Annotated in this window: 27 protein-coding genes and 1 tRNA gene; 10 read left to right on the forward strand and 18 right to left on the reverse strand. The window is 59.5% G+C overall.

What is annotated here, in order from left to right; translation table 11 throughout:
- Positions 1-11: 11 nt before the first annotated feature.
- The 4 genes from ACI514_RS00220 to ACI514_RS00235 all read left to right on the forward strand — a co-directional run bounded on the left by ACI514_RS00220 (position 12) and on the right by ACI514_RS00235 (position 5115).
- Positions 12-656 carry a glutathione S-transferase family protein gene (locus ACI514_RS00220; protein ID WP_160059403.1) on the forward strand — a complete coding sequence of 215 codons (645 nt, stop codon included), beginning with the start codon at positions 12-14 and terminating at the stop codon, positions 654-656.
- A gap of 77 nt (positions 657-733) precedes the next feature.
- Positions 734-1768, forward strand: a complete 1035-nt coding sequence (locus tag ACI514_RS00225; RefSeq protein ID WP_160059402.1) for a cyclase family protein — start codon at positions 734-736, stop codon at positions 1766-1768.
- Positions 1769-1840: 72 nt separating this feature from the next.
- On the forward strand, positions 1841-3067 hold the full coding sequence (locus ACI514_RS00230; RefSeq protein WP_160059401.1) for an MFS transporter: 1227 nt from the start codon (positions 1841-1843) through the stop codon (positions 3065-3067).
- A gap of 110 nt (positions 3068-3177) precedes the next feature.
- Positions 3178-5115, forward strand: coding sequence for an aconitase family protein (locus tag ACI514_RS00235; protein ID WP_405122876.1), 1938 nt, complete (start codon positions 3178-3180; stop codon positions 5113-5115).
- Here ACI514_RS00235 and ACI514_RS00240 read toward each other — a convergent pair.
- The 10 genes from ACI514_RS00240 to ACI514_RS00285 form a co-directional block, all read right to left on the reverse strand.
- A complete protein-coding gene (locus ACI514_RS00240) occupies positions 5112-5912 on the reverse strand; it encodes a DNA-binding domain-containing protein (protein WP_160059399.1) in 801 nt (266 codons plus the stop codon). The two genes, ACI514_RS00235 and ACI514_RS00240, sit on opposite strands and share 4 nt — an antisense overlap.
- Positions 5902-6726, reverse strand: a complete 825-nt coding sequence (locus ACI514_RS00245; RefSeq protein ID WP_160059398.1) for a DUF692 domain-containing protein — start codon at positions 6724-6726, stop codon at positions 5902-5904. The genes ACI514_RS00240 and ACI514_RS00245 overlap by 11 nt, the downstream gene beginning before the upstream one ends.
- Positions 6727-6882: 156 nt before the next feature.
- Positions 6883-7983: a redox-regulated ATPase YchF gene (ychF, locus tag ACI514_RS00250; protein ID WP_034156038.1), complete on the reverse strand. Its 1101-nt coding sequence runs from the start codon at positions 7981-7983 to the stop codon at positions 6883-6885.
- 22 nt (positions 7984-8005) lie between these two features.
- The gene (gene pth / locus ACI514_RS00255; protein ID WP_007912902.1) at positions 8006-8590 is read right to left on the reverse strand and encodes an aminoacyl-tRNA hydrolase; all 585 of its coding nucleotides are present in this window, start codon (positions 8588-8590) and stop codon (positions 8006-8008) included.
- Positions 8591-8761: 171 nt separating this feature from the next.
- A complete protein-coding gene (locus ACI514_RS00260) occupies positions 8762-9361 on the reverse strand; it encodes a 50S ribosomal protein L25/general stress protein Ctc (protein WP_064387646.1) in 600 nt (199 codons plus the stop codon).
- Between the two features lie 141 nt (positions 9362-9502).
- Positions 9503-10444 carry a ribose-phosphate pyrophosphokinase gene (locus ACI514_RS00265; protein ID WP_003171603.1) on the reverse strand — a complete coding sequence of 314 codons (942 nt, stop codon included), beginning with the start codon at positions 10442-10444 and terminating at the stop codon, positions 9503-9505.
- Between the two features lie 45 nt (positions 10445-10489).
- Positions 10490-10564, reverse strand: a tRNA-Gln gene (locus ACI514_RS00270).
- Positions 10565-10600: 36 nt separating this feature from the next.
- Positions 10601-11452, reverse strand: coding sequence for a 4-(cytidine 5'-diphospho)-2-C-methyl-D-erythritol kinase (ispE, locus tag ACI514_RS00275; RefSeq protein ID WP_160059397.1), 852 nt, complete (start codon positions 11450-11452; stop codon positions 10601-10603).
- Positions 11453-11455: 3 nt separating this feature from the next.
- Entirely contained in the window at positions 11456-12073 is a 618-nt protein-coding gene (lolB, locus tag ACI514_RS00280) for a lipoprotein insertase outer membrane protein LolB (RefSeq protein WP_053123767.1), read from the reverse strand.
- A 3-nt stretch (positions 12074-12076) separates the two neighbouring features.
- Entirely contained in the window at positions 12077-13801 is a 1725-nt protein-coding gene (locus tag ACI514_RS00285) for a tetratricopeptide repeat protein (RefSeq protein WP_160059396.1), read from the reverse strand.
- A 182-nt stretch (positions 13802-13983) separates the two neighbouring features.
- Between ACI514_RS00285 and hemA the strand changes: the two genes are divergently transcribed.
- The 6 genes from hemA (at position 13984) to ACI514_RS00315 (ending at position 19344) form a co-directional block, all read left to right on the forward strand.
- The gene (gene hemA, locus ACI514_RS00290; RefSeq protein ID WP_007951716.1) at positions 13984-15270 is read left to right on the forward strand and encodes a glutamyl-tRNA reductase; all 1287 of its coding nucleotides are present in this window, start codon (positions 13984-13986) and stop codon (positions 15268-15270) included.
- Complete coding sequence (gene prfA / locus ACI514_RS00295) at positions 15267-16349, forward strand: peptide chain release factor 1 (RefSeq protein ID WP_160059395.1); 1083 nt, start codon at positions 15267-15269, stop codon at positions 16347-16349. The genes hemA and prfA overlap by 4 nt, the downstream gene beginning before the upstream one ends.
- Complete coding sequence (prmC, locus tag ACI514_RS00300) at positions 16350-17180, forward strand: peptide chain release factor N(5)-glutamine methyltransferase (protein ID WP_405122877.1); 831 nt, start codon at positions 16350-16352, stop codon at positions 17178-17180.
- Positions 17174-17929 carry a molybdopterin-synthase adenylyltransferase MoeB gene (locus tag ACI514_RS00305; protein WP_405122878.1) on the forward strand — a complete coding sequence of 252 codons (756 nt, stop codon included), beginning with the start codon at positions 17174-17176 and terminating at the stop codon, positions 17927-17929. Before prmC ends, ACI514_RS00305 begins: the two co-directional genes overlap by 7 nt.
- The gene (gene murI / locus ACI514_RS00310; RefSeq protein ID WP_160059392.1) at positions 17922-18713 is read left to right on the forward strand and encodes a glutamate racemase; all 792 of its coding nucleotides are present in this window, start codon (positions 17922-17924) and stop codon (positions 18711-18713) included. The genes ACI514_RS00305 and murI overlap by 8 nt, the downstream gene beginning before the upstream one ends.
- Positions 18714-18825: 112 nt before the next feature.
- The gene (locus ACI514_RS00315) at positions 18826-19344 is read left to right on the forward strand and encodes an acyloxyacyl hydrolase (protein WP_141127540.1); all 519 of its coding nucleotides are present in this window, start codon (positions 18826-18828) and stop codon (positions 19342-19344) included.
- Between the two features lie 92 nt (positions 19345-19436).
- Here ACI514_RS00315 and ACI514_RS00320 read toward each other — a convergent pair whose 3' ends face one another.
- From ACI514_RS00320 to phrB, 8 genes are read right to left on the reverse strand one after another with little or no spacing between them, the layout of a single operon-like run.
- Entirely contained in the window at positions 19437-19742 is a 306-nt protein-coding gene (locus ACI514_RS00320; protein ID WP_077574517.1) for a YkgJ family cysteine cluster protein, read from the reverse strand.
- Between the two features lie 52 nt (positions 19743-19794).
- Positions 19795-20286 carry a DUF2878 domain-containing protein gene (locus tag ACI514_RS00325; protein ID WP_405122879.1) on the reverse strand — a complete coding sequence of 164 codons (492 nt, stop codon included), beginning with the start codon at positions 20284-20286 and terminating at the stop codon, positions 19795-19797.
- Positions 20279-21544, reverse strand: a complete 1266-nt coding sequence (locus ACI514_RS00330) for a cyclopropane-fatty-acyl-phospholipid synthase family protein (RefSeq protein WP_160059390.1) — start codon at positions 21542-21544, stop codon at positions 20279-20281. The genes ACI514_RS00325 and ACI514_RS00330 overlap by 8 nt, the downstream gene beginning before the upstream one ends.
- Complete coding sequence (locus ACI514_RS00335) at positions 21531-22346, reverse strand: DUF1365 domain-containing protein (RefSeq protein WP_160059389.1); 816 nt, start codon at positions 22344-22346, stop codon at positions 21531-21533. The genes ACI514_RS00330 and ACI514_RS00335 overlap by 14 nt, the downstream gene beginning before the upstream one ends.
- Entirely contained in the window at positions 22343-23590 is a 1248-nt protein-coding gene (locus ACI514_RS00340) for an NAD(P)/FAD-dependent oxidoreductase (RefSeq protein WP_160059388.1), read from the reverse strand. Before ACI514_RS00340 ends, ACI514_RS00335 begins: the two co-directional genes overlap by 4 nt.
- The gene (locus tag ACI514_RS00345) at positions 23587-24369 is read right to left on the reverse strand and encodes an SDR family oxidoreductase (RefSeq protein WP_160059387.1); all 783 of its coding nucleotides are present in this window, start codon (positions 24367-24369) and stop codon (positions 23587-23589) included. Before ACI514_RS00345 ends, ACI514_RS00340 begins: the two co-directional genes overlap by 4 nt.
- Complete coding sequence (locus tag ACI514_RS00350; protein ID WP_016987206.1) at positions 24366-24788, reverse strand: nuclear transport factor 2 family protein; 423 nt, start codon at positions 24786-24788, stop codon at positions 24366-24368. Before ACI514_RS00350 ends, ACI514_RS00345 begins: the two co-directional genes overlap by 4 nt.
- Positions 24781-26226, reverse strand: a complete 1446-nt coding sequence (phrB, locus tag ACI514_RS00355; RefSeq protein ID WP_174244480.1) for a deoxyribodipyrimidine photo-lyase — start codon at positions 26224-26226, stop codon at positions 24781-24783. The genes ACI514_RS00350 and phrB overlap by 8 nt, the downstream gene beginning before the upstream one ends.
- Between the last annotated feature and the right edge of the window lie 19 nt (positions 26227-26245).

A 26245-nucleotide genomic window follows, 5' to 3' on the forward strand; every position in this document is an offset into this window, starting at 1 on the left:
AGGGATCAGTCATGTTGACAGTTTGGGGCAGAGAGCGCGGTTTGTGTGTCAAAAAGGTGCTGTGGTGCCTGGAAGACCTGAAGCTGGATTTCGAACGCATTGATGCCGGTCGCCAGTACGGTCGCACCAACGACGAGGAGTACCTGCGGCTCAATCGCAACGGTCTGGTGCCGACGCTGATCGATGACGAGTTTGTGCTCTGGGAGTCCAACGCGATCATGCGTTATCTGGCGCTGCGCTATGGTCCGGCCAGCCTGTATCCGTCCGAGCCGAAGCTGCATGCCGATTGCAACCGCTGGCTGGACTGGTCGGTGGGCGCACTGTGGCCAGACATCGTGCCATTGTTCACCTCATTGATCCGCACGGCGCCGGACCGTCGCGACATGACCTCCGTGCGCACCCAGTCAGCGCGCCTGGCGAAGAATTGGGCCATTGCCGATGAGTACCTGGCGGGCAAGCAGTACATCACGGGCGACTACTTCACCATCGCCGACATCGCTTTGGGCGTCCTCGCGCAAACCTACGAAACCTTCGAGCTCGACAACAAACCGGTGACGCCGCATCTGGATGCCTGGTACCAGCGCATCAGCCAGCGCCCGGGCTTCAAGCGCTTTGCCGTGCTGCCACCGGAGCCGGATCCGACTGAGCACAACTGAGTCAGCCGTGCTGAAGATGTTCATCTGAGTTGAAACGGGCAGCCTGCGGGCTGCCCACTTGTCTGAGGGAGTGACACATGCGCTACAAACAACGGCCGGCGGGTTCGAACTGGGGAGATTTCGGCCCCGACGATCAACTGGGGCGACTGAATTTGCTGACCGCTGAAAAGATCCGCCAGGGCGCTGCTGAAGTGGTCGCCGGCAAGTCGTTTTGCCTGAGCCTGCCATTGGATCTGCCCGGTGGCTCGAAATGGAATTCGCGCCGCCAGCCGCCCGTTCTGAAACCGGTGCTGCGTAACAATCGCTCGAACATCGACTATGAATTGAGCCAGGACGACCCGCACCTGACTGATGTTTTGTGCGATCACACCGTGACCTTGTGCACCCAGTATTCGACCCAGTGGGACAGCCTCGCCCAAGTCGGCAGCCTGTTCGATGCCGATGGCGACGGACGCCTGCAAAGCTGTTTCTACAACGGCTACCGCGCCGAACGCGATATTTTCGGCGAGATTGTCCGCGAGCCGGATGCTCATGGCGACTTTCCGCCGGCACCGGCAAAGTTTCTCGGTATTGAGCACATGGCGGCTACCGGCATGCAGGGGCGGGCGGTGCTGATCGATCTGCATGCGCATTTCGGCCGGGAAAAACGCCGCGTCGGTTATGACGATATCCGCCGGATCATGGATATCGACAATATTGTCGTCGAACCTGGAGATATCGTGCTGTTCCACACCGGGTTTGCGCAGATGCTCGTCGACATGCAAGGCGACCCGGACGTGCACCTGCTGGAACATTCTTGTGTTGACCTCAACGGTCGCGATGAAGCACTTTTACGCTGGATTGATGAAGCACAGATCAGTGCCATTGCTGCCGACAACCATGCGGTGGAGGCGTTTCCGTCGGAAAAACTCGACTTGCCGCATTACCCGATTTTGCCTTTACACGAACTGTGTCTGTTCAAACTGGGTATCCATCTGGGAGAGCTGTGGTATCTGACGCCGCTGGCCCAATGGCTGCGTGAACAAGGGCGTAGCCGTTGCCTGTTGACCGCTCCGCCCCTGCGCCTGACCGGTGCGGTGGCATCGCCGGTAACGCCGGTGGCGACTGTCTGAGCATCGCACCAAGGACGCGCGGGATGCTGTCAACGCCCCGCGCGTGCGGTCAATTTTCCAGGAATCCATTCCATGAACAGCCTGTATTGGCAGCGTAATCTGGCCATCTGCTTTTTTGGCTCCTTCATCAACATTGTTGCCATGACCTTGCTGCTGCCGTTTCTGCCCCTCTACATCGAGCAACTGGGCGTGGAGGGGCACGCGCAAATCGTGCAATGGTCAGGTATCGCCTACGGCGCCACTTTTCTCTCCGCAGCGCTGGTCGCACCGCTGTGGGGGCGTCTTGCCGATCGGTATGGCAGCAAGCCGAACCTGATTCGCGCCAGTCTCGGCATGGTCGTGACCATGGGCCTGATCGGTCTGGCGGAAAACGTCTGGCAGTTGGTGATCCTGCGCTTTCTGGTCGGACTGGCCGGAGGGTATACCTCTGGATCGTATGTGATCATCGCCGCGCAGACGCCCAAGGATCGCTCGGCGTGGGCCTTGGGCATGCTGGCGTCGGGGATCATGGCGGGCAGTCTGGTGGGGCCCTTGATTGGCGGGGTGCTGCCAACGGTGCTGGATATCCGCAGCATCTTCTTCATTGCCAGCGGCTGCATCTTCCTCAATTTTCTGGCGACGTGCCTGTTTGTGCGCGAAGAGCGTGTCGCGCCGCGCACGAAAGCTGCGCAGGATAAAACGGCGGCAGCGACCACACTCTCTTCCAGCCAGCGCACGCTGGTGCTGACCATGCTGGCAACGGCCTCGTTGCTGATGGTCGCCAACATGTCGATCGAACCGATCATCACCGTGTACGTGCAGCAGTTGGTGGACGCCGTTGATAGCGTCACGTTTTATTCGGGCCTGACCATGTCGGTCGCCGCGCTCGGCAGCATCATTTCCGGGCCGCGTCTGGGCAAGATCGCCGACCGCATCGGTGGCCTGAAAGTGGTCGCCGCCAGCCTTGCACTGGCCGGTCTGCTGCTAATCCCGCAGGCGTTCGTCACGAACATCTGGCAACTGATCGTCTTGCGCTTTTTCATGGGATTGGCGCTCGGTGGCCTGTTGCCCTGCGTGACGGCACTGATCCGGCACAATGTCGATGACCGTTCGGTGGGGCGGATGCTCGGCTACTCGACCTCAGCACAGTATGCCGGACAGGTGCTGGGCCCGGTGGCGGGCGGTTTTTTTGCCGGGCACATCGGCATCCGTTCTGTGTTCATGGCTACCTGCGTGCTGCTGCTGTGTTGCGCCTTGTGGATCGCTCGTTTGTGCCTGCAACATCGGCGCACGGCGCTTGCCGGGAAGCTCGCCGACTAAGCCGCGTCGGGTGTTTGCCCATTCGTCTCCGATGGGCATCGCTGGGTTCTCCAACCGTCAGCACGAGCGTCGGTGGCCGCTGATAGAGTGGTTTTCAGGAGACCACATCTATGAACAATGCCATACGCTTTTCCGGACGCGTCCTGTACCTCTCGCAGAATCCTCAAGCCATTCGCCGCCAACTCGACGGTGAGGACCTGACACTGGCCGAGGCCGGGCCGCTGCGAGACAACATCTCAACCGACGAAATCACCCCCGTCACCGTCATGATGGTGTACGACGAACGCCTGGGCGAATTCCCCTATGTCGGATTCAAGGCCGGTGAACAATTGCCGATCGCCCGCAATGCGGTGAAGAACGCCGGGTTTGAAATCACTGTTGCTGGCAAGCGCTACGGCAAAGGATCTTCGCGGGAGTCCTCACCGGTGGCCGAGTTGTCGGCGGGGATTCGACTGATTGTTGCCGAGAGTTTTGAACGTATCTACCAACAGAACTGCGACAACATCGGCATCCTGACCACCACCGACTTTTCCGTGCTTGAGCGAATTGCGGCCGGTGAAGCCATCGAGTTTTCGACCTTTCTGGAGGGACGTGACGAGCTGACCCAAGCGATCATTCGCAGCGGCGGCTTGCTCAAATACAGTCGCTCGGCGCGTTGGCCGTTACCGGACGCAAGCCCGGTCGCGCAGGGGCCGCAGACGCTGGTGGAAAAAATCATCAGCCGCCATGTGCATCCCGATACGCGAGGGGTAGTGCGCGGCGAGGGTGTGTTTATCGCTGCGGATTTCCGTTTCAGCCATGACTATTTCACCGGAATGAGCGCGCACCTGATGCATCAGGCATTCGGGCAGCCAGCGCAGCTGATCGATCCGGCGCGGATCATTGCCTTCGAAGATCACCTGGTGCTGGCGCCGCAAAGCATTCCGCATATCCAGCAGGGTTTATTGGACGGTGTCGCCGATCTGGCTCGCGGACATGAACATTTTTCCCGGCAATATCCCGTGCAGTCCCACGGCGCATTGCACGACAAAAGCGGTTCCGAGGGGATTTGTCATGCCCTGATGATCGAACGCTACGCCTTACCTGGGCAGGTGATTGCCGGCACCGACTCGCACACCCCGCACTCCGGCGCACTGGGCTGTCTGGCCTTCGGCGTCGGGGCCACCGAAATGGCCAACAGCTGGGTCACCGGTTACGTGCGCTGCAAGGTCCCCGACACCTTGCGCATCGAAGTCAGCGGGCCGCTGGCGCCAGGCGTGATGGCCAAGGATCTGGTCCTGTATCTGCTGCAGATGGAGTCAATCAAGGCCGGCGGTGCCATTGGCGCAGTGTTCGAGTATGCCGGCTCGGCGATCGAAGCCATGAGTCTTGATGAGCGCGCGACCCTGACCAACATGGTTGCCGAACTGGGTGGCATGACCGGCATTGTCGCCCCGGATAAAAAAACCGTGGCGTTTCTCAAGGAGCGGCGGGGCATCGATTTCCAACTGCAAGACTGGATGCGCAGTGATCCCGATGCGCATTACCGGGAAACCATTCGCATCGACGGCGCGCAGCTGCAACCGATGCTGGCGCGACCTGGCGATCCGGGCAACGGCGTGGCGGTTGGCGATCTGCCAGAGTCGGTGAAGGTCGACATCGCCTATGGAGGTTCCTGCACCGCTGGCAAGCGTAGCGACTTCGACTGCTATCACGAGGTCTTGCAGTGGGCGCTGGATAACCAGTACCCACTTACCGCCGACACTCGGCTGTTTCTGCAATTCGGCACGATGGATGTCCACGATTACTGTGAGCAGAGCGGTTATCTGGAGACCTTCGCACGGGCGGGAGCGGTGCTGATCAAGCCAGGATGCGGTGCTTGCGCCAACTGCGGCCCGGGGCAGTCAGTGTCGGCAGATCAGGTCACCATCAGTGCCATCAATCGCAACTTTCCCGGGCGTTCCGGACCGGGAAGCGTGTGGCTTGCCAGTCCGTACACGGTGGCGGCCAGCGCGATTGCCGGACGTATTGTGACCTTTGATGAGCTGCAACAGGCGAGCGCCGGCTAATCTTCGGTGGCGATGAGTAACGCCTCGCCCAACCAACGACTGAGCAGTGCGGCACTGTCGATCAGTGCCGTGGCCGCAGCGGGTCTGGTGGTGGCCCATTGTGCTTGTGCCGCCAGCAACGCTTCGCCCAGCGTGGCGCCCGCGATGAAAAGGCTCAATGCCGCCGCCTCCCATGGAGAAACCGGGCGCACCCTGGCGTGCCAGCCCTGCCGATAGACCAGCGTGACATAACTTCCCGATTGCAGAGCCGGCAGCACTTGCGCGTGCTCGACATGGGCCTGCCACAAGGCCGCTATCGGCCACTCGCTGTGCAACAGCGCGCAACCAGCATGCAGGGACAATCGCCGCCCATCGATCTGCTCGGGCTTCAGCACGGCGAGATCCAGCGCGCTCAAGGCGACGATCTCTTCGGTGCGTGCGCTGCAGTGGACAGCCCACTCCAGTGCGGCTATCTCGGCAAAATATGGATAATCGCGGGCGGCCGGGTAATGGGTGAGAAATCCCGGAAGGTGTTCACCAAACAGGCTCAAGTCGGGGTGTCGTGAAGGGTGCACGCGCCCGAAGTCATAGGCGAGCGTGCGGAGAAAATCTTCACCCACCAATGCGGTGAGCACCGGAAACGTCAGTCCCAACGATTGCACCTGATGTTGCCAAAGCCCTTTTCGATAACGGGAAAAACGTTGCCAGTCATCCCCATGACCGTTGCACCAGCCGTCGGGCAACACCGAGGCTGCCGAGTCAGCATCGAGCGCTCGGACGAAACGCTCCTGCAAGGTCGCTAGCTGGTCAAGCGTCATGCAATACCTCCCGGGCGATATCGCGTGCCGTCGCGACCTGTTTCAACAATTCGCCCAGAGGCGGCAGACAGGCATCCCATTCGACCAGCACCGGAACATCGCCGAAGCGTTTCAATGCCTCGCGGTACAACGCCCAGACGGGTTCGGACACAGCGCTGGCATGGTCGTCAACAAGCAGACCTTCTTCTTCGCTGTGCCCGGCCAGGTGCAACTCGCCCACGCAGCCGCGCGCGAGTTTGTGCATGGCCGGCAGCGCAGGCTCAGCATGGTTGTATTGATTGACGTAGAGGTTGTTGATGTCCAGAAGTACACCACAGCCCGTTCGCGTGACGACCTCGGCAAGAAACTGACTTTCGCCCAAGGTGTCGTCTTTGAAGCGCAGACTGGTGGAGACGTTCTCCAGCAACAATTGGCGACCCAACACCGTTTGCACTTGGTCGACCCGTTCGCACACCAGGCTCAGGGATGTCTCGTTCAGCGGCAGGGGCAGCAGATCATTCAGGCATCGGCCTTCGACCGCGCCCCAGCTCAAGTGCTCGGACACCAGAAACGGTTCAACGCGTGCGGCCAGTTGGCGAATACGCTCGACGTGCGCCATGGAAAACCCGCGCACCGAGCCGATGCCCAGCCCAACCCCGTGCAGGCTGATCGGGTAGTGCCGGGCCAGACGTTCAAGGATTTGCAGATCGCGACCGCCCGCGCTCAGATAATTTTCGCTGTGAACTTCCAGCCAGTCGACGGCGGGTAGATCCTTGAGGAAATCGTGGTAGTGGAAGGCTCGCAGGCCAACGCCAATGGGTGGCAGTGGAGGCACGTCAGGTCTCGCGGTTGCTGGGCTCGCGACTGATCATAACGTAGGTGCCGCGCGCTGCCTGCGATGAAATTGATGAAATCCACAAACGAAAAATCCCCGCATCACTCAGTGATGCGGGGATTTTTCAGGCGCGATAGCGTGTTGCCACGGCCCGGATCAGACGTTGAAGCGGAAGTGCATCACGTCGCCGTCCTTGACGATGTAATCCTTGCCTTCCAGACGCCATTTACCGGCTTCTTTGGTACCGGCTTCGCCCTTGTACTGGATGAAGTCGTTGTAGGCGATCACTTCGGCGCGGATGAAGCCTTTCTCGAAGTCGGTGTGGATCACGCCGGCAGCCTGAGGTGCGGTGGCACCGACTTTGACGGTCCATGCGCGGACTTCTTCGACACCGGCGGTGAAGTAGGTCTGCAGGTGCAGCATCTCGTAGCCAGCGCGGATCACGCGGTTCAGGCCAGGCTCTTCCAGGCCCAGGGCCTCGAGGAACATGTCCTTCTCTTCGCCGTCATCGAGCTCGGCGATTTCCGCTTCGATCTTGTTGCAGACCGGAACGACCATCGCGCCTTCTTCTTCGGCAATGGCGCGAACCACGTCCAGGTGCGGGTTGTTCTCGAAACCGTCTTCAGCAACGTTGGCGATGTACATGACCGGTTTGGTGGTCAGCAGGTGGAAGCCCTTGATTACCGCTTTTTCGTCGGTGCTCATGTTCTTCATCAGGCTGCGTGCCGGCTTGGCTTCGGTGAAATGCGCGATCAGTTGCTCCAGCAGAGCCTTCTGAACCACCGCGTCCTTGTCACCACCCTTGGCGTTGCGCGCGACTTTCTGCAGTTGCTTCTCGCAGCTGTCGAGGTCGGCGAAGATCAGTTCCAGGTCGATGATTTCGATGTCGCGCTTGGGGTCAACGCTGTTGGAAACGTGGATCACGTTTTCGTCTTCGAAGCAGCGTACGACGTGAGCGATCGCGTCGGTTTCGCGGATGTTGGCGAGGAACTTGTTGCCCAGACCTTCACCTTTCGAGGCGCCGGCCACCAGGCCTGCGATGTCGACGAATTCCATGGTGGTCGGCAGGATGCGCTTCGGATTGACGATGGCCGCCAAGGCTTCCAGGCGCGGATCCGGCATCGGCACGATGCCGCTGTTCGGCTCGATGGTGCAGAAGGGGAAGTTCTCGGCCGCAATACCGGATTTGGTCAGGGCGTTGAACAGGGTGGACTTGCCGACGTTAGGCAGGCCGACGATGCCGCAATTGAATCCCATGGTGTTTCCCCTCGGAGTAGAGTCAGGCCTTCTGGCTGTGCAGGTTTTTCATCGCGCGGTTCCATTCACCGGCGAGGATATCCGGCAGCACGCCGAGGGCAAAGTCGATGCTGGCATCGAGTTTTTCCTGTTCGGCGCGTGGCGCACGACCCAGGACGAAATTTGAAACCATACTGGCAACGCCTGGGTGGCCGATGCCAAGCCGCAGACGGTAGAACGTATTCTGATTGCCCAGTTGCGCAATGATGTCGCGCAACCCGTTGTGACCGCCATGGCCGCCACCCTGCTTGAGCTTGGCAACGCCCGGAGGCAAGTCGAGTTCGTCATGCGCCACCAGAATTTCTTCAGGCTTGATGCGGAAGAAACCGGCGAGTGCCGCCACGGCCTGGCCGCTGCGGTTCATGTAAGTGGTGGGAATCAGCAGACGAACATCCTGACCCTGATGCGAATAGCGCCCGGTCAGGCCGAAATATTTGCGATCGGCGACAAGGTTGACACCTTGTGCGTCAGCGATGCGCTCAACAAAAAGGGCCCCTGCGTTATGCCGGGTCTGGTCGTATTCAGCGCCTGGATTTCCCAGGCCAACGATCAGTTTGATGGCAGTCACGATAGGGGCCCTTCCTTTGAGTGGTGAATAACATCGCCGCGATCAGGAAAGGCGGCGAAAGTGGACGAAAAATGCTCATTTACCATGGATGTAAACTCCGCGTTCTCGCCCGCTTTCTCGCTACGTTCCAGTCCGCGATGTTACTTGCTCACTCAGGCACGACAGAGTGAATTACTCTGCTGCGCCTTCTTCAGCTTCTGGAGCAACGCGTGGAGCGTGTACGTTTGCAACAGCTTTGTCGTCACCGTGAGCCAGTGCAACGAACTCAACGCCTTTAGGGGCTTTGAGGTCGGACAGGTGAACGATTGCGCCGATTTCCAGAGCCGACAGGTCGACTTCGATGAACTCAGGCAGATCTTTCGGCAGGCAAGTTACTTCGATTTCGTTCAGGACGTGCGAGATCTCGCCGCCTTTCTTGATCGGAGCTTCTTCACCAACAAAGTGCACAGGCACGATAGCAGTCAGTTTCTGGCCGGCTACGACGCGTACGAAGTCAGCGTGCAGAACGTGACCCTTGGACGGGTGACGTTGCAGAGCTTTGATGATGACGTTCTGCTTTTTGCCGCCAACGTTCAGTTCGATAACGTGGCTGTAGGCAGCATCGTTTTCGAGCAGTTTGGCAACTTCTTTGGCCAGCATGCTGATGGATTCAGGGGCTTTTTCGCCACCGTAAACAACAGCTGGAACCAGAGCGGCGAGACGACGCAGGCGGCGGCTCGCACCTTTCCCCAGGTCGGAACGCACTTCAGCATTCAGAGTAAAATCGTTCATTTTGTATCTCCAAAATAGCCATGACCGAGTGGCGTTTGCGACCAGCGCCGAACACGGTATGGGCAAAAAAGCCCCGCCCCGACAGGAATGCCGGGGCGGGGCGCTTTTCGTCAACGAGACATTTCGAGAAGGGCAGGGCCCTTAACGGAACATCGCGCTGATCGATTCTTCATTGCTGATGCGGCGAACCGCTTCGGCAACAACCGGTGCGATATCCAGTTGACGGATACGTGCACAGGCTTGTGCTGCAGCGGACAGCGGGATGGTGTTAGTCACCACCAACTCGTCCAGCACGGAATTTTCGATATTCTCGATGGCCCGACCCGACAGCACAGGATGTGTGCAGTAGGCAAAGACCTTGGCTGCGCCATGCTCTTTCAAGGCCTTGGCCGCGTGGCACAGAGTGCCGGCGGTATCGACCATGTCATCGACCAGAATGCAGGTACGCCCTTCGACATCACCGATGATATGCATCACTTCAGAGTGATTGGCTTTCTCACGGCGTTTGTCGATGATCCCGAGATCCACGCCCAGGGATTTGGCAACAGCACGTGCACGCACGACGCCACCAATGTCCGGGGACACAATCATCAGGTTTTCGAAGCGCTGATCTTCAATGTCATCCACCAGAACCGGGGAGCCGTAGATGTTATCTACCGGAATATCGAAGAAACCCTGAATCTGGTCAGCATGCAGATCAACCGTGAGAACACGGTCGATGCCGACTACGGTAAGCATGTCAGCGACGACTTTCGCGCTGATAGCCACACGTGCGGAACGCGGACGGCGATCCTGACGGGCATAACCAAAATAAGGAATAACAGCAGTGATACGAGTAGCCGAGGAGCGGCGGAAGGCATCAGCCATCACTACCAGTTCCATCAGGTTATCGTTGGTCGGAGCGCAAGTCGGCTGAATAATGAAAACGTCTTTACCGCGAACGTTTTCATTGATCTCGGCAGTAATTTCGCCGTCGGAGAATTTACCGACAGAGATGTCACCGAGAGGGATATGCAGCTGACGTACGACACGTCGAGCCAGATCGGGGTTAGCGTTCCCCGTAAAGACCATCATCTTGGACACGCGCAGTACCTAGAGGCTGAGGGTAACCTGGATGAGTATAGAAAATGGCAGGGGCGGCTGGATTCGAACCAACGCATGGCAGGATCAAAACCTGCTGCCTTACCGCTTGGCGACGCCCCTGTATCTGTTGCATCAAGTGCCGTGCACTTGGTTCCTTTAGAGCAGACTTTGCAGCTTGCGGTGCAACATCGAAACGTTGCTTCCTTTCGCTACAAACCCTGTAAGGGTCTCTGTCAGAAGGGCCGAGACTTTATCAGCTTCAGCTTTGCTTGGGAAGCCCCCAAACACACAACTTCCAGTTCCGGTGAGCTTTGCTTCGGTAAATTTACCTAACAAATCCAATGCGTTACGTACCTCTGGATAACGCCTTGCAACCACCGGCAAGCAGTCATTTCGACTGTTTCCCTCGGGAACGGGGCGCACTTTAATGGGCGGCGTGTTACGTGTCAACAAAGGATCGGAAAAAATTTCTGCCGTACTAACAGAGACTTGCGGTACGAGCACCAGATACCAAGGTTCTTCGGGATCGACCGGGGTCAGTTTCTCACCCACACCCTCGGCAAATGCCGCATGGCCACGGACGAAAACCGGCACGTCGGCACCCAGCGTCAGGCCCAGAGTAGCCAGGCGATCTTCATCCCAACCCAGTTGCCAGAGATGATTGAGGCCGAGCAACGTGGTCGCCGCATTTGAACTGCCCCCACCAATGCCACCGCCCATGGGCAGCACTTTGTCGATCCAGATGTCGATACCCAGCGTACAGCCCGATTGTTGCTGGAGCATTTTTGCCGCGCGCACGATCAGGTTGCTGTCATGCGGCACGCCAGCGAATTCGGTGTGCAACTGAATCACGCCGTCATCACGCACGGCAAACGTGATTTCATCGCCGTAATCGACAAACTGGAACAGCGTCTGCAACTCGTGATACCCGTCGTCGCGGCGCCCGAGAATATGCAGCATCAGGTTGAGTTTGGCCGGCGAGGGCAAAGTCAGGCGTGCAGCGGTCATGGGTTATTGCCCCAACTTGCGCGGCTGCCAGGTCTTGATCACCAGCGTCACGTCGAGGTCAGTGCCGTGCAGCTTGATGCGCTCCGGCAACCAGTAACCGTTTTGTTCGGTGTAGGCGGTGTATTCGACTTTCCAGCCATCCTGTTCAAGGCTGGCCAAACGACTGTCGGCGTCCAGATTCAAACGGCTTTTAGTGTCCGGAGCCGGCAGGCCACGCACCCACCAGGCCAGATTCGACACCGGCAGTTTCCAGCCCAACTGCTCTTCAAGCAGGGCTTCCGGGGATTGCGATTCGTAGCGGCCCTGGTTGGCGACTTCCAGCGAGACCTTGCCCGGACGCCCGGTCAGGCGTGCCGCGCCACGACCCAGCGGGCCGGACAGGCGAATGTCGTAATAATCCTGACGTTGCAGCCAGAACAGCGTGCCGCTACCGGAATCTTTCGGTGCGCGGATGCCGATCTTGCCGTCGATCTGCCAGCCGTCGAGGCCGGTCAGCTGTTGTTTGTTCGCGGCCCATTGAGCTGGACTGCCGTGGCCCTCGACCGATTCGCGAGTGCCAAAACCGGAGCAACCGGCGAGCAGGGCGATGAAGCTGAAAACAATAACGTGGCGCAAAAACATGAGTTAAAGAGTCTCGGATCCGGTCAGGCGCTTGATGGTGCTGCGCAGAATGGTGCTGTCGGGCTGATCTTTGAGGAATTTGCCCCAGATTTGTTTGGCTTCACGCTGGTTGCCCTTGGTCCACAACACTTCACCGAGGTGCGCGGCGACTTCGTGATCCGGGAAACGCTCCAGCGCCTGACGCAGATATTTCTCGGCGTCATCCAGATTGCCCAAGCGGTAATTCACCCAGCCGAGGCTGTCGAGTACGGCGGGGTCTTCCGGGTTGATCTGGTGCGCCTGCTCGATCAGCACTTTGGCTTCAGCGTAGCGGGTGGTGCGGTCGGACAACGTGTAGCCCAGCGCGTTAAGCGCCATGGCGTTGTCCGGATCACGCTTGATGATCAGGCGCAGGTCTTTTTCCATTTGCGCCAGGTCATTGCGTTTTTCCGCGAGCATGGCCCGGGTGTACAGCAGATTCAGATCGTCCGGATACTGCTGCAAGGCTGTCTGCAAGACTTTCCAGGCCTTGTCGTCCTGCTTGTTGGCAGACAGGGTTTCCGATTCGATCAGGTACAACTGAATCGCGTAGTCCGGTTGCTCGTCGCGCTGGGCGGCGAGTTTGCTTTGCGCTTCAGCGGTTTTGCCGTTGTTCATCAAAATATCGGCCTGACGCAATTGCGCAGGCAGATAGTCGTTGCCCGGGCCGACCTGGGCGTACTCGATGAGGGCGCCTTGCGGGTCGTTGCGCTCTTCTGCGATGCGACCGAGGTTCAGATGCGCCGAATCGACGTGGCTTTCACGAGCGATCAGGTCTTCCAGATAACCCTTGGCTTCGTCCCAGGCTTTGGCTTCCAGGCAGACCAGGGCCAGCGAGTAACGCAGTTCGTCATCTTCCGGGTATTGCTGCACAAGGCTGGAGAACTCGGCTTTGGCGTCGTCCATGCGGTCTTGTTCGACCAGCATGCGTGCGTAAGTCAGGCGCAGGCGTTTGTCGTCCGGGTATTTCTTGATGCTTTTTTGCAGCAGGGGCAGCGCTTCATCGCCACGGTTCAGCAACTGAAGCAGGCGCGCGCGCAGCAGAATCGGAGCGATTTCGCCATCTTCCGGCGGATTGTCTTCCAGTAGTGCCAGTGCCGCTTTGTTGTCGCCATCCTGCTGCAACAGCAGGGCCTTGCCGAAAATCAGCTGACTGTTGTTCGGATGACGCTGCAACAAACGGTCAAAACTTTTCATCAGGCCGTTGCGGGTTTCCTGATCGGTATCGGCGGCCGACAGCGCGAGGAAGTCGAAATGGGTATCGCCCTTGCCCTGCAGGACTTTCTCCATATAGACCATCGAGTCGTCATAGCGCCCGGCGCGTGCCAGTTGCACGGCGGCGGCGCGTTGCGCTTCGAGGTCGTCCGGCGCATTTTTCGCCCAGATCAGCGCGGTATCGAGGGCCGGTTGATCGGCGCCCAGATATTCGGCGATACGGAATGCACGTTCGGAGACGCCCGGATCCTGCGTATTGATGGCCTGGGTCACGTAGTTATCCAGGGCAATGTCGAAACGATTGCGCTGGCCGGCGAGTTCGGCGCTCAACAGGCTGAAAACGGTTTCCTCGCTGAACGAGCTGTAAACCTTGGGCTTTTCAGGCGCGGGCGTGGTGTCTTCAACCGACGGCGTACCGTCCGTCGACACGGGAGCCAAAGCCTGGCAGCCGCTGAGGAAGACAAAAGCGAGGAGCAACGCGGAAGATCTATTCATATAGGAAGAGGACGACTAACCTGCGGTCGGATCATCATGACACAAGCCTTCGGCCAAACATAACCGAGTCTCAGTTGTGCCCATTATAGGGGCTGACGATTGGGACAATAGTCAGCGGTAGTTGTTCTGAATCTTTCGAAGTAGGACAATTGCCGGCTTCACGTCACCATCAGCGACTTTGAATGGCCTTCCTTGCACTCGGTATCAACCACAAGACTGCTTCAGTAGACGTCCGCGAGCGCGTGGCCTTTACCCCTGAGCAACTGGTGGAAGCTTTGCAGCAGCTTTGCCGACTGACCGACAGCCGCGAAGCTGCGATCCTCTCGACCTGCAATCGCAGTGAGCTTTATATAGAACAGGATCAGCTTTCTGCCGATATCGTGCTGCGCTGGCTGGCCGACTATCACCATTTAAGTCTCGATGAGCTGCGCGCGAGTGCTTATGTGCATGAAGATGATGCGGCAGTTCGTCACATGATGCGCGTCGCCTCCGGGCTCGACTCGCTGGTGTTGGGCGAACCGCAGATTCTCGGTCAGATGAAATCGGCCTACGCCGTGGCCCGCGAGGCCGGCACCATCGGTCCGCTGCTGGGACGACTGTTTCAAGCGACATTCAACGCGGCCAAGCAGGTGCGCACCGACACCGCCATCGGTGAAAATCCGGTATCGGTGGCGTTTGCCGCCGTCAGCCTGGCCAAACAGATTTTCAGTGATTTGCAGCGCAGCCAGGCCCTGCTGATTGGCGCCGGCGAGACCATTACTTTGGTCGCCCGCCATTTGCACGAGCTGGGGGTCAAGCGCATCGTCGTTGCCAATCGCACGCTGGAACGCGCCAGTCTGCTGGCCGAGCAGTTCGGCGCCCACGCGGTGTTGCTGTCGGACATCCCGGCAGAACTGGTGCGCAGCGATATCGTCATCAGTTCGACTGCCAGTCAGTTGCCGATCCTCGGCAAAGGCGCGGTGGAAAGCGCATTGAAGCTGCGCAAGCACAAACCGATCTTTATGGTCGACATCGCCGTTCCCCGCGATATCGAGCCGGAAGTCGGCGAGTTGGACGACGTTTACCTTTATAGCGTCGATGATCTCCACGAAGTGGTCGCCGAGAATCTCAAGAGTCGTCAGGGTGCAGCGCAAGCCGCTGAAGAGATGGTTTCGGTCGGCGCCGATGATTTCATGGTGCGCCTGCGTGAGCTGGCGGCGGTCGATGTGCTCAAGGCCTATCGTCAACAGAGCGAACGCCTGCGCGACGAAGAACTGCAAAAGGCCCTGCGTCTGCTCGCCAACGGTGGCAACGCCGAAGACGTGCTCGGGCAACTGGCCCGTGGCCTGACCAATAAACTGTTGCACGCGCCCAGCGTGCAACTGAAAAAGCTTTCTGCCGAAGGCCGCCTCGATGCGCTGGCCATGGCTCAGGAACTCTTTGCCCTTGAGGGCTCACCGGATAGCTTTTCGGATAAAAAACCGCAATGAAAGCGTCACTGCTCAATAAGCTGGATGTTCTCCAGGACCGTTTCGAGGAACTGACCGCGCTGCTCGGCGACGGCGAAGTCATTGCCGACCAGGCCAAATTCCGCGCTTATTCCAAGGAATACGCTGAACTCGAGCCGGTCGTGCAAGGCTATAAAAAGTTGCTCAGCGTACAAAGCGATCTTGAAGGCGCCCAGGCGCTGCTCAAGGACAACGACCCGGACATGCGTGAAATGGCCGTGGAAGAAGTCCGCGAAGCCAAGGAGTTGCTGATCACCCTGGAAGCCGACCTGCAACGCATGTTGCTGCCCAAGGATCCGAATGACGGCCGCAACGTCTTTCTCGAAATCCGCGCCGGCACCGGTGGCGACGAGGCGGCGATTTTCTCCGGCGACCTGTTCCGCATGTACTCGCGTTACGCCGAGCGTCGCGGCTGGCGCGTGGAGATCCTCTCGGAAAACGAAGGCGAACACGGCGGCTATAAAGAAGTCATCGCGCGCATCGAAGGCGACAACGTTTACGGCAAGCTGAAATTCGAATCCGGCGCGCACCGCGTTCAGCGTGTACCCGCCACCGAATCCCAGGGCCGTATCCACACTTCGGCCTGTACCGTGGCGGTATTGCCCGAGCCGGATGAGCGTGAAGCCATCGAGATCAACCCGGCGGATTTGCGCGTCGACACCTTCCGCTCGTCCGGGGCCGGTGGTCAGCACGTCAACACCACCGACTCGGCGATCCGCATCACACACATCCCGACCGGCACCGTCGTCGAGTGTCAGGAAGAACGTTCCCAGCACAAGAACCGTGCGCGGGCGATGGCCTGGCTGTCGGCGAAACTCAACGATCAGCAGACCGCAGCGGCGGCCAATGCGATCGCCAGCGAGCGTAAATTGCTGGTCGGTTCCGGCGACCGTTCCGAGCGCATCCGCACCTACAACTTTGCTCAGGGCCGGGTCACTGACCATCGCGTCAACCTGACCCTGTATTCCCTCGATGAAATCCTTGCCGGTGGCGTTGAAGCGGTGATCGAACCGTTGCTGGCCGAGTACCAGGCTGACCAACTCGCAGCGATAGGTGAATAAATGACCATCATTGCCAGCCTGTTGCGTGCCGCTGAATTGCCGGATTCACCGACTGCGCGTCTGGATGCCGAGTTGCTGCTTGCCGCCGCACTGGGCAAGTCGCGCAGCTTTCTGCACACCTGGCCCGAGCGCATCGTGCCGAGTGAAGCGGCGCTGACCTTTGCCGAATACCTGCAACGGCGTCGTGGCGGTGAGCCGGTGGCCTACATTCTCGGTCAGCAGGGGTTCTGGAAACTCGATCTGGAAGTCGCACCGCACACGCTGATTCCGCGTCCGGACACTGAATTGCTGGTGGAAGCGGCGCTGGAATTGCTGCCCGCGACGCCGGCCAAAGTGCTCGACCTCGGCACCGGCAGCGGCGCGATTGCTTTGGCCTTGGCCAGCGAGCGTTCTGCATGGAAAGTTACTGCAGTGGATCGCGTGCTCGAAGCCGTGGCCCTCGCTGAACGCAATCGCCAGCGTCTGCATTTGAACAACGCCACGGTGCTGAGCAGTCATTGGTTCAGCGCGCTGGAAGGTCAGCGTTTTCAGTTGATCATCAGCAACCCGCCGTACATTGCCGCCGCCGATCCGCATCTGGTTGAAGGCGATGTGCGTTTCGAACCGGCCAGCGCATTGGTCGCCGGTGAAGACGGGCTCGACGATCTGCGTCTGATCGTTGCGCAGGCCCCGGAGCATCTGCAGGCCGCTGGCTGGCTGATGCTCGAACACGGCTATGATCAAGCCGAAGCCGTGCGTGATCTGTTGCTGACGCGCGGTTTTGAAGACGTCCACAGCCGCACCGATCTGGGCGGCCATCAACGCATCAGTCTGGGGCGCCTGCCGTGCTGAATGATCAGGAATTGCTGCGCTACAGCCGGCAGATTCTGCTGCAACACATCGACATCGACGGGCAATTGAAGCTCAAGGACAGTCGCGTGCTGATCGTTGGTCTCGGCGGTCTCGGTGCGCCGGTTGCGCTGTATCTGGCCGCGGCCGGTGTCGGCGAGTTGCATTTGGCGGATTTCGATACCGTCGACCTGACCAACCTGCAACGCCAGATCATCCATGACACCGACAGCGTCGGCATGAGCAAGGTCGACTCGGCGCTCAAGCGTCTGACCGCGATCAATCCAGAAATCCAACTGATCCCTCATCGTCAGGCGCTCGACGAGGATTCTCTCGCGGCTGCCGTGGCGGCGGTGGATCTGGTGCTCGATTGCTCCGATAACTTTTCCACGCGCGAAGCGGTCAACGCTGCGTGTGTAGCTGCGTGTAAACCGTTGGTCAGCGGCGCGGCGATTCGACTCGAAGGGCAGTTGTCGGTGTTCGACCCGCGTCGTGCCGAGAGCCCGTGCTACCACTGTTTATACGGGCACGGCAGCGAAGCCGAACTGACTTGCAGCGAGGCCGGTGTGGTCGGGCCGCTGGTCGGCCTGGTCGGTAGTCTTCAGGCGCTGGAAGCGTTGAAAGTACTGGTCGGTTTCGGTGAGCCGCTGGTGGGCCGTTTGCTGTTGATCGATGCTTTGGGTTCGCGTTTCCGCGAGTTGCGCGTCAAGCGCGATCCGGGTTGCAGCGTCTGTGGTTCGCGACATGCGTGAAGCGCCGATCGGCGTGTTCGACTCCGGCGTCGGCGGCCTGTCGGTGCTGGCGGAAGTCCAGCGTTTGCTGCCCAACGAATCGCTACTCTATGTCGCCGATTGCGGGCACATTCCCTACGGTGAGAAAACCCCGGAATTCATCCGTCAGCGTTGCAGCGTGATGGCCGGTTTTTTCCGTGAGCAAGGCGCCAAGGCCTTGGTGCTGGCCTGCAACACGGCGACGGTCGCAGGCGTTGCCGATTTACGACGTGATTTTCCCGACTGGCCGATTGTCGGCATGGAGCCTGCGGTCAAACCTGCCGCCGCCGCGACCCGCAGCGGTGTTGTCGGCGTGCTTGCCACCACCGGCACGTTGCAGAGCGCCAAGTTTGCCGCGTTACTGGATCGCTTTGCCGCTGACGTACGCGTGATCACCCAGCCATGCCCCGGCCTGGTCGAGTTGATTGAATGCGGCGATCTGCACAGCGCCGAGTTGCGCGCATTGCTGCAAAGTTATGTCGACCCGCTGTTGGCCAGCGGTTGCGACACGATCATTCTGGGCTGCACCCACTACCCCTTTCTCAAGCCGATGCTCAAGTCGATGATCCCTGTGGAGATCAGCCTGATCGATACCGGTGCTGCTGTAGCGCGGCAACTTCAGCGCCTTTTGGCGGAGCGCGATTTGCTCGCTGCCGGCCCGAACCAGCCGGTCAGATTCTGGACCAGCGCTGATCCTGCGTACTTCACAAACATCCTGCCGCTACTGGGTCAGAGTGCCGGCGAAGTGCAAAACTTTGACTTGTAAAAAAATTGTGAAATAACTAAAAAATCAGCTGAACTTCTAAGCAGGCGCTAGCTTCTATAGCGAAGAGTTATCTAGAAAACCAAACGATCGTTCCGGAAAAGGAAGTTTCAACGTGAAGCGACTATTCTGCTTGGCCGCGATTGCGGCCGCACTGATGGGGCAAAGTTTTACTGCACAAGCGGCAGGTGTTGAGTTCGCAGTGGGGGCCACCAGCGACTCGACCATGACGTACCGCCTGGGCATGAATTTCGACTGGGACAAGAGCTGGCTGCAAAGTGATGTCGGTCGTCTGACCGGTTACTGGAGCGGCGCCTATACCTACTGGGAAGGTGACAAGACGTCGAGCAACAACAGCCTGTCGTTCTCGCCGGTGTTTGTTTACGAGTTTGCCGGTCAGTCGGTCAAACCGTATATCGAGGCGGGGATTGGCGTCGCGGCGTTCTCCAACACCAAGTACGAGTCGAATAACCTCGGCGGCTCTTTCCAGTTCGAAGACCGTTTCGGGTTTGGCCTGCGTTTCAATGGCGGGCATGAAGTCGGGATTCGTGCGACACACTATTCCAACGCCGGCCTGGCCAGTGACAACGACGGTGTAGAAAGTTACTCGCTGCATTACACGATGCCGCTCTAAAAAAGATCAAAAGATCGCAGCCTTCGGCAGCTCCTACATGGGAATGATTTCTCCTGTAGGAGCTGCCGAAGGCTGCGATCTTTTGCTTTAAATCAGCGGTAGGCAGTCGTGATGCCTTTGCGCTCTTCAATGCACTCTGGCGCGCCCATCTCGAACTCGCGGCAAATCAGCGGACGCTTTTCGTAAATCGTGCACATCATCGTGTCGCGATCCAGCGCCGCGCACCAGCCGTCGTCAAGACGCAGCATCACTTCGCCGCCCCATTCATCGGTATCGATAAAGCGATCAGGCACGCCGGTGTCGGTGATCAGCATCACTTCGAGCTGGCAGCAGCACGCCGCGCAGGTCGAGCAGGTGACTGCAGGCTCGGTGATTTGCTGGTGGGGAATGGTTTTCATGGCGGCAGTGTAAGGCAGTCGCCGCCGTGCGTGTGAAAGCTCTGACAGACGCTCAGTGCGCCAGCCGCCGCGCCATTGCATGCAGCAGCGGAAACAGCAGCGCCCAGAGCAGGGCGATGCCGATCAGTGTCGGCAGTTCACCATAGGGAAATTGCACCCCGGCCAGTCGCCCGCCAGCGTAATACGACAACGCGCCGCCGACCGCGCCCAGCACGCTGGCCAGCCACCACGGCCGGGCGCTCCATTGCAGGCAATGGCGCAATGTGGTCGCTAGCAGCGCCCAGAGCAGCATCAGCCACAGCGGAATCAGCGGCGACTGATCCTCAAACTCGAACACCCCGACACCACGCAACACACTGTCCACGGCTGTGCCGACAATCACCACGCTCAAAATCAAACGGCCTTCAGCCGCCCAACTGCTGATCCAGCGCAGATGAATCATCAGCACCGCCAACGCGACCAGCAACCACAAACTGTTGCCGCCGAGCACGCAGGTCAGCCAGCCGATCTGGAACAACAAGGCATTGGCGACACGCTCAAGCATCGAAGCGTCCGAGCAGCGGTGCGGTCATTGCAGCCGGTTTGGCCAGCAGCAACTGCGCGGTGCCGATGGTGCGTTCGAGGAAACCGCCCTCGCAGTAACACAGGTAAAACTCCCACAGACGCAGGAAGTAATCGTCATAACCCAACTCGCTCAAACGGCCGTGGGCGCGGCGGAAGTTCTCGTGCCACAGGCGTAGGGTTTTTGCGTAATGCAGGCCAAAATCTTCCATGTGCAGCAGGTTCATGTCGGTGTCGCGGCTGACCACTTCGAGCATTTTCTGCACGCAGGGCAGGGCGCCGCCGGGGAAGATGTAACGCTGGATAAAGTCGACGCCACGCTTGGCTTGTTCATAGCGTTGTTCGCGAATGGTGATCGCCTGGATCAGCATCAAACCGTTGCTCTTAAGCAGGTGCGCGCATTGTTTGAAGTAGGTCGGCAGGAACCGGTGACCGACCGCCTCGATCATCTCGATCGACACCAGTTTGTCGTATTCGCCAGTGAGGTCGCGGTAGTCCTTGAGTAGCAGCGTGACCTGATCCTGCAAGCCCAGTTGTTCGATGCGTTGCGCGGTAAACGCATACTGCTCTTTTGACAGCGTCGTGGTAGTGACGCGGCAACCGTAGTTCTGCGCCGCGTAGAGCGCCATGCTGCCCCAACCTGTGCCGATTTCCAGCAAATGGTCGCTGTCCTTGAGCGCGAGCTTTTGACAGATCCGCTCCAGCTTATTCAACTGCGCCTGCTCCAGGCTGTCTTCGGGCGTAAGGAACTGCGCCGCCGAATACATCATGGTCGGGTCGAGAAACTGCTCGAACAGATCGTTGCCCAGGTCGTAGTGCGCAGCAATGTTCTTCTGCGAACCCTTACGCGTATTGCGGTTGAGCCAATGCAGGCCTTGCACCAACGGCCGACCGAGTCGGGCCAGACCACCCTCCATGGCATCGAGCACGTCGAGATTGCTGACGAATACGCGTACCACGGCCGTCAGATCCGGTGAACTCCAATAGCCGTGAATAAACGCCTCGCCGGCACCAATCGAACCGTTGCCGGCAACCATGCCCCAGACGGCCGGATCCAACACATGGATTTCCCCGAGCAAGGCACTGCCCGGAGTACCGAACATCAGCCGTTCGCCATCCTCGATCACCAGCAGTTGCCCGTGTTTGAGTTGCGCCAATTGGCGCAACACGCCACGGCGCAGCAGCGATCCGGTCAGACCGTTGGCGCTGAACCGAATGACCGACAGACTAGAGGATTTCATGGCGGTGCTCCTTGGGAGGCACAGTGGCGGTTTGAAAGCTGCCGTCGGCAGTCTGATGAGCAAAGATCGGTGCGCGTTTGAGCAGCAGTCGCAGCGCTTGCCAGTAAATCGCCAACGCGGTTTTTGCGGTCATCCACGGAAAGCGCCGCAAGTAGCGGTGCAGGCTGCGACGGTCGAGACTTTCGCGTTGCAGATTGAGCGTGGCGTCGAACAGTTTGTGCTCGCCTTGCCAGTCGGCCATGTGCACACCGAGGTTTTGCGCGGCGGGACTGAAGCTCATGCGGTATTCGAGATCGCGGGGCAAAAACGGCGAAACGTGAAAGGCCTTGGTCACGGCGAAGTGCTGGTGAAAATCCTGCAGATTGGCGGGCGCACGCGCCGGCAGCACGTAGTGATAGCGCTCGCGCCACGGCGTGTTGGTGACTTCGCAGACAATCGCCGCCAGTTGCCCGTCGGCCTCATGGCAATAAAAAAAACTCACCGGGTTGAACGACAACCCCCAACTGCGCGCTTGGGTCAGCAGGCAGATCGAGCCTTGCGGTTCATGGCCGATGGCGATGCCGACCTGCTGCCGTACGGCGTCGATCAGGCGCATGCCTCGGCCGGTAAAGGTCTTCAGGTAGTCGGTCTCGCGAAATGAAAAGGGCGCAAAGCGACTGCGCCCGGCCAGCGGCGACAGTCCAAGTACGGCGTCCTGTTCGCTGAGGTCGAGGTAGAGCAAACCGATCCGGTAGCGGAATTCATGGCGGCGCGGCGAGAAGCGCCGATGGCCGATCCAGCCGCTGTACAGGGCGCTGTTCATAAGGTTTCCCCGAACGCGGCGGCCACGCGCAAGGCGCTGACCACACCGTCTTCATGAAAACCGTTGGCCCAATAGGCGCCGCAATAATGGGTGTGCTGCGCACCATCCAGTTCGCCCCAGCGATTCTGTGCCGCCACCGCCGCGAGGCTGAATTGCGGGTGGGCGTAGGTGTAACGGGCAAGCACTTTCTCCGGGCTGATGCCGGCGCTTTGATTGAGGCTGACGCAGAACGTGGTATCGCTCTGAATGCCCTGCAGAATGTTCATGTCGTAGGTGACGGCGGCGTGGGTGTGGCCGGCGCCGCTCAGCCGATAGTTCCAGCTCGCCCAGGCCAGTTTGCGTGTCGGCAACAGGCGCGTGTCGGTGTGCAGCACCACTTCGTTGTCGGCGTAGGGCAGGGCGCCGAGGATCGCGCGTTCGGCATCGCTCGGCACCGCCAGCAGTTGCAACGCTTGATCGCTGTGGCAGGCGAACACCACCTGGTCGAAGTGTTCGAGGCCTGCCGGGCTGTGGATAACCACGCCATGCACGTCACGATCAACCCGTGTCACCGGGCAATTGAGACGAATCCTGTCCTTGAACCCAGCTGTCAGCGGCGTGATATAGGCGCTGGAACCGCCTTCGATGACTTGCCATTGCGGCCGATCACTGACCGACAACAAGCCATGATTCTTGAAGAACCGCACAAAAAACTGCAGCGGGAAATTGAGCATTTCCGCCATCGGCATCGACCAGATCGCCGAGCCCATCGGCACGATGTAATGCAGGATGAAGCGTTCACCGTAACCGCCGGCCTTGAGGTATTCGTCGAGGGTGGTGTCGGCGGCGATGCGCAGCTCGACGAGGTCGCGCTGGGCTTCTTTATTGAAACGCAGAATATCGCGCAACATGCCCCAGAACCCGGGCGAAAACAGGTTGCTGCGCTGGGCGAAGAGGCTGTTGAGGTTGTTGCCGTTGTATTCCAGGCCGGTGTCCGGGTCGGTCACCGAGAAACTCATTTCCGTCGGTTTGAACGCTACGCCAAGCTGGCCAAGCAGACGGATGAAATTCGGGTAGGTCCAGTCGTTGAACACGATGAAACCGGTGTCCACGGCGTACTGGCGGCCATCGACGGTCACTGGCACGGTGTGCGTGTGGCCGCCGACCCAGTCGCCCGCCTCGAACACCGTCACGTCATGGCGGCGATTGAGCAGGTAGGCGCAGGTCAGCCCGGCGATCCCGCTGCCGACGATGGCGATTTTCATGTCGGATCCGTCAACGGAGGGGACTTGCGCACCATGCGCTTGCCGATCGCCAGTTGCACCCGCGCCGGCAGTTTCGACAGCGGCCACAACGCTGCCATGAACAGCGCCGGGAAGGCGATCTCCAGCGGCCGTTCCTTGAGCTTGGCGAAGATGTGCCGCGCGGCTTTATCCACCGGCCAGCTCAACGGCATGGGGAAATCATTCTTGGCGGTCAGCGGTGTTTCCACGAACCCCGGGCTGACCACGGTGACTTCAATGCCTTCATCGGCCAGGTCTATACGCAGCGATTCGAACAGGTAACGCAAACCGGCTTTCGACGCGCCATAGGCTTCGGCCCGTGGCAGCGGCAGGTAGGTCACCGAACTGGCTACACCGATCAGATGTGGCGCGGTGCCTTTGCGCAGCAGCGGCAGCGCGGCCTCGATGCAATAACTGCTGGCGAGCAGGTTGGTGCGCACCACATGTTCGATGATCGATGAGTCGAACTGCTTGGCATCGACGTATTCGCAGGTGCCAGCGTTGAGAATCACCGAGTCCAGCGAACCCCAGTCCGCCGCGATCTGCTCGCCGATTTCGCGCACAGTCTGGCTGTTGGTCAGATCTCCGGGCACCACCAAAACCTGCCCCGGATAGCGTTGCGACAAGACCTTGAGCGGGGCGATCTGGCGGGAACTGACCGCCAAGTGTGCGCCGGTTTTCAGAATTTCCTCAGCCAGTGCCGCGCCGATGCCACTGCTGGCCCCGGTCAACCAATAACGCCTTGGAGGTGTACGACTCATCCCATTCTCCTTTTCAGCCAGGCGATGACCCGGCCCAATACTGGCAAGTGTTCATACAGCAGCGCCCCGGCATCGAAATAATCCCGGTGGCGATAAACCTTGTCGTGCCACAACAGATGCGAGCAGCCGCTGACGCGAATGACGCGGCCACCCGCCAGGCGCGGGTGGCGATAACTCATGACCCAGCGCAGGTAGCCTTCGCAGTCGCCGATCTGGTCGAAACCATGAAAGTCGAACCGCAGTTCACTAACGTTGGCGTACAACTCGCCGAAATAGTCGCGTAGCTGCGCCAGCCCCTGCACCTCGTGCAGCGGGTCGGTAAAGTGAATGTCATCGCTGTACAGCTCGCCCAGGCTTTGCAGGTTGTCTTTGTTCAACGCTGAAAATTGCCGGGCGAAGCGGCGCAGGAATTCACTCATCATCACCTCCTGAAGACGTACGCGATGGCAGATTCTTGAACGCGGCCAGTGCCCGTTGGCGTGAGTCGCTGAGGTTGACGATCGGCGACGGATAATCCACCGCGCCGAACAATCCACCGAGGTTGGCCGGGTTGTGCACCTCTTTTTTGTTGAGATCGGCCAGTTCCGGCAGCCAGTGCTTGATGAACAGGCCTTCGCTGTCGAATTTTTCCGACTGGCTCAACGGGTTGAAGATGCGGAAGTACGGCGCCGAATCGGTGCCCGTCGACGAACTCCATTGCCAGCCACCGTTGTTCGCCGCCAGATCGCCATCAATCAGGTGACGCATGAAAAAGCGTTCGCCTTCGCGCCAGTCGATCAACAGGTTTTTGGTCAGGAACATCGCCACGACCATGCGCAGGCGGTTGTGCATCCAGCCGGTTTCGAGCAATTGGCGCATGGCCGCGTCGATGATCGGCAGACCGGTGCGCGCCTCTTGCCACGCGGCGAGATCGTCCGGCGCGTCACGCCAGGCCAGCGCCTCGGTTTCCGGGCGGAAAGCGCGATGGCGGGAAACGCGGGGATAACCGACCAGAATGTGTTTGTAGAACTCGCGCCACAACAGCTCGTTGATCCAGGTGACCGCACCGACCTTGCCGCTTTCGAATTCGCCCTGATTGCTTTGCAGGGCGGCGTGCAGGCATTGCCGCGGCGAAATTACACCGGAAGCGAGATACGCCGAAAGCTGACTGGTGCCAGGCTTGGCCGGGAAGTCGCGTTCGCTCTGGTAGTAATCGATCTGCGCGTCGGTGAAGGTGTCGAGGCGGCGTCGGGCTTCCTGTTCACCGGCCGGCCACAGATCGCGCAAGGTCTGGCTCGGCGTCGAGAAGCCCGTGACCGAGTCGGGAATCGGGTCGCTGTCGACCTCAAGTTTTTCCTGTTTGCCGGGGGCTTTGACCAGGGCAGGCATCGAGCGGTGCAGGCGTTCGTAGCAAACCTTTCTGAACTGGCTGAATACCTTGAAGTAACTGTCGGTCTTGGTCAGCACCGTGCCGGGTTTGAACAACAGTTGATCAAGATAGCTGTGGAAATCGATGTCCTCGGCCTTCAGGGCTGCGCCTACCGCTGCATCGCGACGACTTTCATGGACGCCATATTCTTCATTGACGTGCACCGCCGCTATCTTCAGCTGCCGGCAGAGCTTGAGCAGTTCCGCCGGCGCCTGATCCCAATGGGTTGCAGTGCGAATCAGCAAAGGGATGTTGAGTTTGCCAAGGCTTGCGCTCAGCTCACGCAGGTTGCGCAGCCAGAAATCGACCTTGCAGGCGGCATCGTCATGCTCAAGCCATTGCTGCGGACTCAACAGATACACGGCGACCGTCGGGCCGCGCGCTGCGGCGGCCGCGAGAGCGGTGTTGTCATGTTGGCGCAAATCGCTGCGCAGCCAGATCAATTGCATGTCGGAACTCACTGCGTCC

The organism is Pseudomonas sp. M20 (assembly GCF_045037865.1).
GTDB lineage: Bacteria > Pseudomonadota > Gammaproteobacteria > Pseudomonadales > Pseudomonadaceae > Aquipseudomonas.